Source organism: Terriglobales bacterium (assembly GCA_035457425.1).
Lineage (GTDB): Bacteria > Acidobacteriota > Terriglobia > Terriglobales > Acidobacteriaceae > JACPNR01.
The window spans coordinates 78,387-84,784 of the sequence record DATIBR010000030.1; the positions used below are offsets into that span (position 1 = coordinate 78,387).

At 66.9% G+C, this 6,398-nt stretch carries 6 protein-coding genes; 4 read left to right on the forward strand and 2 right to left on the reverse strand.

The window, feature by feature from the left end:
* Positions 1-13: 13 nt before the first annotated feature.
* On the reverse strand, positions 14-1,246 hold the full coding sequence (locus VLA96_02755) for a hypothetical protein (protein ID HSE48107.1): 1,233 nt from the start codon (positions 1,244-1,246) through the stop codon (positions 14-16).
* A 167-nt stretch (positions 1,247-1,413) separates the two neighbouring features.
* On the opposite strand from VLA96_02755, the gene VLA96_02760 reads away from it, so the two are divergent.
* The 3 genes from VLA96_02760 to VLA96_02770 all read left to right on the forward strand — a co-directional run bounded on the left by VLA96_02760 (position 1,414) and on the right by VLA96_02770 (position 4,067).
* The gene (locus VLA96_02760; protein HSE48108.1) at positions 1,414-3,282 is read left to right on the forward strand and encodes a bifunctional homocysteine S-methyltransferase/methylenetetrahydrofolate reductase; all 1,869 of its coding nucleotides are present in this window, start codon (positions 1,414-1,416) and stop codon (positions 3,280-3,282) included.
* Positions 3,283-3,300: 18 nt separating this feature from the next.
* The gene (locus VLA96_02765; GenBank protein ID HSE48109.1) at positions 3,301-3,630 is read left to right on the forward strand and encodes an exodeoxyribonuclease VII small subunit; all 330 of its coding nucleotides are present in this window, start codon (positions 3,301-3,303) and stop codon (positions 3,628-3,630) included.
* Between the two features lie 158 nt (positions 3,631-3,788).
* The gene (locus tag VLA96_02770) at positions 3,789-4,067 is read left to right on the forward strand and encodes a hypothetical protein (GenBank protein ID HSE48110.1); all 279 of its coding nucleotides are present in this window, start codon (positions 3,789-3,791) and stop codon (positions 4,065-4,067) included.
* On the opposite strand, the gene VLA96_02775 is transcribed toward VLA96_02770, so the two are convergent.
* A complete protein-coding gene (locus tag VLA96_02775; protein ID HSE48111.1) occupies positions 4,064-5,179 on the reverse strand; it encodes an ATP-dependent DNA ligase in 1,116 nt (371 codons plus the stop codon). The two genes, VLA96_02770 and VLA96_02775, sit on opposite strands and share 4 nt — an antisense overlap.
* Before the next feature lie 67 nt (positions 5,180-5,246).
* Between VLA96_02775 and VLA96_02780 the strand changes: the two genes are divergently transcribed.
* Positions 5,247-6,128: a farnesyl diphosphate synthase gene (locus tag VLA96_02780; protein HSE48112.1), complete on the forward strand. Its 882-nt coding sequence runs from the start codon at positions 5,247-5,249 to the stop codon at positions 6,126-6,128.
* Positions 6,129-6,398: the final 270 nt, after the last annotated feature.

Sequence of the window (6,398 nt, forward strand, 5' to 3'; positions counted from 1 at the left end):
GCTTTGCGCGGCACTAGTCTGGGGAGATCACATCCCAGGAGCGTCCGACGGTATCGACCTGCTTGCTCTGGAGGGCATCGGTGGCGGAGTCGTAGATGCGCAACTCGCCGCCTTCGACCACATACACGACGTTGCGGCCGGTGATAGTGGTCATGCCGCTGATGTCGTTCAAGCTGTTGCAGGCGGAGCCGCAGGGCGGAACGATCACCACCGCGCTCGAGGAAGTATTGAAGATGGAGAGGCACCCGTTGGGAGCGACGGCGGCGCAGGTGAACTCGGCGCCGATGTACAGCCGATTATTGGCGGCGAGCAGCATGTGATCGTGATAGCCGTCGGAGATCTCGGCGGTCGGCGGATACGAGGGGTTGAGCGCACCGGAGACGTCGACCTTGGTGAGCGCGCCACAACGCAGGCTGGTATTGGGCGCGGCGCAGGGCGTCGCGGGCGCGGTGCCTGCGACGTAGAGAGTGTTGCCGCTCAGGAGCGCGTACGTCGCGCCCCCCGGCACGCCGGCAGCCGCACCCATGACTGCGCCGGGGAAGGTCAAAACCTGGACCCCCGCAGAGGCTCCGCCGCATTCCGGGCCACAGTTCAGCACCCAGGCCTTGCTGCTGTCGCTCGAGAACACTGCCCACACGGGGCGGTCGAATAGACCGGGGGCGCCGCCCACCCGGACGGGGGTGAGAGTGGAGGCGGTGGTGTCGATGTACCACACGGTATCGGTCGAGTCCTCGGGAAAGACGAGGATGTGTTTTCCGTCCGGGCTGCGCACCATGCGGCGGGCATTGGGGATGGAGACGCTGGTGACGGAATTGGTCGCGGTGGAAGTATCCCAGCGAAAAACCTGGCCGCTATTGCGCACGGCGACGAAGACGATCTTGCTGTCGGGCTGATAGAAGAAGCTGATGGACTCGTCGGGCAGCGACAAGGAACCGAGGACGGCTTCGCTGGCGGTGCCGATGGCGTCGATGCGGCTGCCGCTGCCCGTCCCGGTCGCTACCAGGATGATGGACTTATCCGGCGAGAGCGACATGATGGTGGGGCCGGGATCGGTGCCGATGCGGTGCGCACTGACGATGTCGTCGGTGGCGTTGATAATGTCGAGCGCGCCGGTGAACTGATTGGAGACAAAGGCGCGGCGCGTGAGGCCGCTGGTGACAGGACCGGTGTTGGTGTTACTGCCACCACCGCAGCCCCACACGAAAACGACAGAGAGCAGGATGATTGCGCAAGCCAGACGGCGCAAAACGGGCTCCTTAAGGAATTGGGTCGAGGGAGTAAAAAGCGGATTATAGCAGACCGCCTGCTGCCCCCCCGTCCCACTCGACCGCAGTTTCCGCGCGCTCGCTGCGCCCTTGTTCCGCTCGCCAGCGGTTGCTCCGCGGCGCAACGCCACGCTGCTATGCTGATTGGATGAGCCACCCCTTCCTTCGGCGACTGGAGCAGCGCCCCATCCTGTGCGATGGCGCGATGGGCACGCTGCTGTACGCCAAAGGGGTGTTCATCAACCGCTGCTACGACGAGCTGAACGAATCGCAGCCGCAGCTGATCCGCGGGATCCACCGGGAATACGCAGAAGCGGGCGCCGAGGTGATCGAGACCAATACCTTCGGGGCGAACGCGTTCCGGCTGGCGCGGCACGGCCTCGCGGGCCAGGTACGCGAACTCAACAGAGCCGGGGCGCGGATCGCGCGGGAGGCTATCCCGAAGAACCGCCAGGTGTTCCTCGCGGGCTCGGTGGGGCCGCTGGGGGTGCGCATCGAGCCGCTGGGCAAGACGGGGCGCGAGGAAGCGCGCGCGGCCTTCCACGAGCAGATCGCGGCGCTGAGCGAGGGAGGCGTCGACCTGCTCATGCTCGAGACGTTCGGGTACCTGGAAGAATTGCACCAAGCGATCCTCGCCGCGCGTGAAGCGGACGCCTCCCTGCCGATCGTGGCGCACGTGACCATCGACGACGACGGCAACTGCCTCGACGGTTCCAGCCCCGAGACCTTCGGCGCGAAGCTGGCGGAATGGAATGCGGACGTGGTGGGGATCAACTGCAGCGTCGGGCCGGTGGCGATGCTGGAGGCGATCGAGCGGGTTCGCGCGGTCACCGACAAGCCGCTGGCCGCGCAGCCGAACGCCGGGATCCCGCGCGCGGTCGAAGGGCGCAACATCTACCTGTGCTCGCCGGAGTACATGGCGAGCTACGCGCGCAAGTTCGTGGCGGCGGGGGTGAAGCTGGTCGGCGGGTGCTGTGGCACCACGCCGGAGCACACGCGCGCGATGCGGTCGGCGCTGACGGCTTCCGGCGCGAAGGAGGGCGGCAAGCGCTTCCAGGTGGTGACCGAGTCGCGTGAACCGGCGCAGGCGCTCGAGCCGCAACCGCTGGCGAAGCGTTCGCGGCTCGGGGCGCGGCTGGCGGCGGGCGAGTTCGTCACGATGATCGAGATCGTGCCGCCCAAGGGCATGGACGCGGCCAAGGAACTGGAGGGCGCGCGGCTGGTGCGGCAAGTGGGAGTGGACGCGGTGAACATCCCCGACAGCCCCCGGGCATCGGCGCGCATGAGCGCGCAGGCGCTCTCGTTCCTGATCCAGCAGCAGGTCGGCATCGAGCCCATCCTGCACTACACCTGCCGGGACCGGAACGTGCTCTCGATGCAGAGCGACCTGCTGGGGGCTCACGCGCTGGGGATCCGGAACCTGATCTGCATCACCGGCGATCCGCCGAAGCTCGGCAATTACCCGGACGCGACCGCGGTATTCGACGTGGACGCCATCGGGCTGGTGAACCTGGTCGCGAACCTGAATCAGGGGCTCGACCTGGGCGGCAATCCCATCGGGCAGGCGACGGCGTTCGCGGTGGGCGTGGGGGCGAATCCCGGACTGCCCAACATGGACGAAGAGGTGCGACGCTTCGAATACAAGGTGGAGGCGGGAGCGGATTACGCGGTGACGCAACCGGTGTTCGACGTGGCGATGCTGGAGTCGTTCCTGAAGCGAGTGGAGCACCACAAGATCCCGGTGCTGGCCGGCATCTGGCCGCTGGTGAGCGTGCGGAACGCGGAGTTCATGAAGAATGAGCTGCGCGTCTCGGTGCCGGACGCGATCGTGGAGCGCATGGCGCGCTGCAAGGACGCGGAAGCGGCGCGGGAGGAGGGCATCGCGATCGCGCGCGAGATGCTGACGCGGATCCGCGGGGTGGTACAGGGCGCGCAGATCTCGGCGCCGCTCGGGCGTTACCGCGCCGCCGTCGACGTGCTGGAAGCGCTGGGGACGACCCGCCGGGCGTCCGTCTAAGGTTTACAAATCGCATACTTGGCGACTCGCCTAAGTAACGAGAGCATCATCTACTCTGGAATTTTGCTTGACGAAAAATCTTTCGCGGTAAAATCACGGACGGAGCAGCACACTTTGCCCAAGTTCGAGGAGTGCCTTCAGCGTTTAGAAAAGATCGTCGGAGAGCTCGAGAAGGGCGATTTGCCGCTCGAGAAGGCTCTGGCGTTGTTCGAGGAAGGCATCCAGCTCTCGAGTTCCTGCCGCAAGGAACTGGAGGCGGCGGAGGGCAAGGTCGAGATCCTGCTCAAGCAGAACGGAAAGCTTCAGCCTGAGCCGTTCGAGAGTGAGAAGGCGCAGGCCAAACGATAACCACCGCATCGAGCCCGCCGCGGCGCGATGCTCTCCCCGCCGGGAAATCCGGCACAAGGTGGGTTATGAAGCCGCTGACCGTTGTCGTCGCGCAAAGCGACCCGACTGGAGCCGAGGCTCTGGCCGCTTCCCTGCTCAGTCACTTCAAGGCTGTCCACGTGGCGCGCTCGCTCGACGAAGCGCGCATGTCGGTACCGAAGCACCGCGCCGACCTGCTGGTGATCGACCTGGAGCTGGCCTCGCTGCCCGAGGTGGAGCAGTTGCGGCGCGACCTGCCCGCCACGGCGGTGGTGTGCACGCACCGGCTCGCCGACGAGGACCTCTGGATGCAGGCGCTGGCCGCGGGCGCGGTGGATTGCTGCCACTCGTCGGACGTGCGCAGCATCGTGCTGGCCGCGGACCGCGAACACGTGATGGCGCGGACGACCGCCGCCTAGGCGGCGAGCAACTTCCGCAGCCCCGACTTCCCTGCCGGCCGCACCTGCTCGTACGTGCACTGGCGGGGATCCTTTTCCGGACGCCAGCGCAGGAACCTGGTTCCGTGCCGGAAGCGGTCGCCGGAGAAGTGATCGTAGCGGACCTCGCAGACCAAGCGCGGCTGAAGCGGGACCCAGGCCGTCTCGCGTCCCTGCGACCAGCGGCTGGGACCGCCGGGCGCGCTGCCGGTGAAACCCTCGCCGCCCGCGTACTTCGCCAGGATCTTCCTGAGCTCGTCGCGCTGCGCGGCGGTAAAGCTGGCGGAAAATCCGACGTGGTTGAGCCGGCCGGAGTCGTCGTGCAGCCCGAGCAGGAGCGAACCGACCTTGCCACCCTTCTGCGCCATGCGGTAGCCACCCACCACGCAGTCGGCCGTGCGCATGCGCTTGATCTTGTGCATGCCGGAGCGGTCGCCGCTCAAGTAAGGGCAGTCGCGCCGCTTGGCGATGACGCCGTCGAGACCGGCGGAAGCCAGTTCGCGCAGCCAGCGCTCGGCTTGGGCGAAGTCGGTGGTAGCGGGTGAGAACCGGACGCCGTCGCCGCGAGCGTTGACGAAGAACTGCTGAAGAGATTCGCGGCGGCCGTAGAGCGGTCGCTCGGTGAGGGAGCGGCCGCGGGCATCGACCAGCAGATCGAAGGCGAGATAGGTCGCCGGAGTCTCGCGCGCGAGGCGCTTGATCCGGCTCTCAGCCGGATGGATGCGCTGCAGCAGGGCGTCGAAGTCGAGGCGCTGGCCGTCAAAGACGACGATCTCACCATCCAGAACGAACTGCGACTGCGGCAGGCGCTGCAGGGCGGCGACGACTTCCGGAAAATAGCGCGCGAGCGGCTGGCCGGCTTTCGACTGGAGCACTACCAGGCTGCCCTTGCGAAAGGCGAGACAGCGGAAGCCGTCCCACTTGGGCTCGTAAAGGAAGTCGCCGCTTGGGATGGCGTCGATGCTTTTGGCTTCCATCGGCCGATAGGGCGGGCGGATCGGCAGATCGATGCGCGGGAAGGAGTGCGCGAGGTCCGCGGCGGCAACGGCGCCTTGCCGGATGCGGCTTCGGGAAGAAGACGGTCGCTTCGCCATGTTGGGTTGGATGGGCCGCGCGATTGGGCTGATGGCTGCGCGCTCTCGTCGGCTATACTCGCTGCGAATGCTCGCAGAGACTCTCGAACAGGGCCAGCGGCTCTCCGACATCGCGCTGGAGCGGCTGTTGCCGCCGGCGTCGGTGCAGCCGACGTCGATCCACCAGGCGATGCGGCACAGCGTGTTTGCCGGCGGGAAGCGGCTGCGCCCGATCCTGGCGATGGAGGCCGCGCGCGCGGTGGCGGGTTCGCTGCCGGACGGCGTGGAAGACCTCGGGGCCGCGCTCGAGATGCTGCACACCTATTCGCTGATCCACGACGACCTGCCGGCGCTCGACAACGACGACCTGCGGCGCGGCAAGCCGACCTGCCACAAGGTGTACGGCGAAGCCATCGCGATACTGGCGGGCGACGCGCTGCAGACCTACGCCTACGAAGTGCTCAGCAAGCTGAAGACGTCGGCGGAGGGACGTGTCCGGATCGTCTACGAGGTCGCGCGAGCCACGGGAACAGTGAATGGCATGATCGGCGGCCAGGTCATGGATCTGGAGGCGGAGCGCACGGTGCCGGGCTCCAGCACGATCAAGCTCATCCATGAATCGAAGACGGCGGCGCTCATCACGGCGGCGCTGGTGACCGGCGGCATCTACGCGGGCGCGACGCCGGAGCAGGAGAAGGGCCTGCGGACGTTCGGGAAATGCGTCGGGCTGGCCTTCCAGATCATTGACGACGTGCTCGACGTGACGCAGTCCTCCGACCAACTCGGCAAGACCGCGGGGAAGGACAAGGCGTCGCAGAAGGCGACCTACCCGGCGCTGTTCGGGGTGGATGAGTCGCTGGTGCAGGCGGAAGCGCTCATCGGGCGGGGCGAGCAGGCGCTGGCGCCGTTCGGCGAGCGCGGCGAAACATTAAAGCAATTAGCGAACTTCCTCGTGGAACGCAAGCGATAAGCGGTACTTAGCAGCCTGGCAGACGAGGACCATGCGCTCGGTGCCAGGCATCTTCCCAGCCGATCGTGGCGCGCTTTTCTTGCGACGAGCACGGCGCGCCGTTACTCTAATCCGCGTGATATGAACGAACAGCTGGACGTCCTGGCGATCGCCGCGCACCGCGATGACGTGGAACAGACCTGCGGCGGCACGCTGCTGAAAATGGCCGAGCAGGGCCGGCGCACCGGCATCCTCGACCTGACGCGCGGCGAGATGGGGACCCGCGGGACC